General features: G+C 57.2%; 1 protein-coding gene. It reads right to left on the minus strand.

From position 1 onward, the window contains the following. Positions 1–10 precede the first annotated feature (10 nt). Entirely contained in the window at positions 11–1339 is a 1329-nt protein-coding gene (locus ACSQ25_RS25935; protein ID WP_436105139.1) for an IS4 family transposase, read from the minus strand. Positions 1340–1422: the final 83 nt, after the last annotated feature.

The following is a 1422-nucleotide window of genomic DNA, read 5'->3' on the forward strand; positions in this document are numbered from 1 at the left end:
GTAATGCCGTTCAGTTAAGGTCCTTCTTCAGGACACGAACGGTGTAACGATGAGGTAAGGCCTTGACGGCCCGGTCGATTTTTCGGCCGGGCCGTTCTTCATTCAGGAGCATGACGAGGCGTTGGCGAAGGCGCTGCATTAACGCAGGCAACTTGCCGTATGCTCGGGTCACCGCTGCCCAATGTAGTTCGTATTGGATGATGTGGAAGGCGCGGATGAAACTGATCTCGGTCGGCTCGCATTTCACCTCTAGTGCCGCCTTGGACATCTCCAGCCGGATCAGGTTGTAAGCGGTCAGGGCTCCCCAAATTTCCTGATACACGCCGTCGACGGTGCGGCTGCGCAGGGTTAGCGCCATGCCCATCATTGTTTGCTTAAGCTCGCGATAGCTCGTTTCAATCCGCCAGCGCTGGGTATAGCAAGCGGCGATGTCCTTGGCTGTGTAGCGCTTGGTGTCGAACAGTGATGTCAGCAATACGTGCTTGCGTGCACTCTGGTCGATGATCGTAATCGCGCGCACGCGCCAGGTTTCAGGCAAGTCCGGGCACTTCTTGCGTGCCTGGGGCGATACGCGCATTTCGATTACGGCATCGTCAGATGTGCCGCCGACGACTTCCCACTTGGTGTTGGCCTTGGCTGGGATGATGAAGTGCCTGTTTGCTCCAACCATGGTCAGGCCGCACAGAATCTCAGCCGACAGAAACCCTTTGTCGAAGGCGGTAAGGGAGTCGTCTGGAATCGATGCAAGCAGCTCTTTTGCATAGAGCATCTCATTGATCCCATAAGGACCAAATTTCGCATCACGGATCAAGTGGGTCGGCACCGCGGTCAAGGTCACGCCGCGTACCTGCGGATAGCTGGAGATGCGTCCGCTGGGATAGACCTGCTCTCCAAAATGCTCACGCAGCTCCGGCGTGTCGGCAGTCTTCAAGGTCGTGCCGTCCATCGCGAACAGGCTCAGGCCCTTGAACAAGTACTGCTTTCGATCCTGCTCAGACCAAGCCTTTGCCGAGATTTCGAATAGTGCCCGAAGCGGTTCGGCGCCAAGACGCTGCCGTGCCTGGGCGACTGCGCTTTTACTGACGAAAGGCACCTGCGCATCCGGCAATGCCAAGTCCAAGTCGTCGACCACTTCGCTGATGGACTGGTGACGGTACAGCGCCAGGGCCACCACCAACCACACTACCTGCTCGGCCGGTAAGCGGCGCTGTCGAATGCTCGCTTTGCCAGTATATGCAACCGCTTGCTCGATCCACTCGTAAGGCAAGTGCTGCCCTAGGCGGGCCCAGTCTGGGTCTTCCTGGGCCTGCACGAGGAAATGGAGCGCGTCATCAAACATGGTGACGCAGGTTAACAGCCTTAGCTACCGTTTACAACACCCCAAAAGAAAAATGCCGCTCAGTCTTAACTGAACGGCATTAC

The sequence above is a fragment of the Massilia sp. LjRoot122 genome (assembly GCF_964252725.1).
In the GTDB taxonomy this organism is placed as follows: Bacteria; Pseudomonadota; Gammaproteobacteria; order Burkholderiales; family Burkholderiaceae_D; genus Telluria.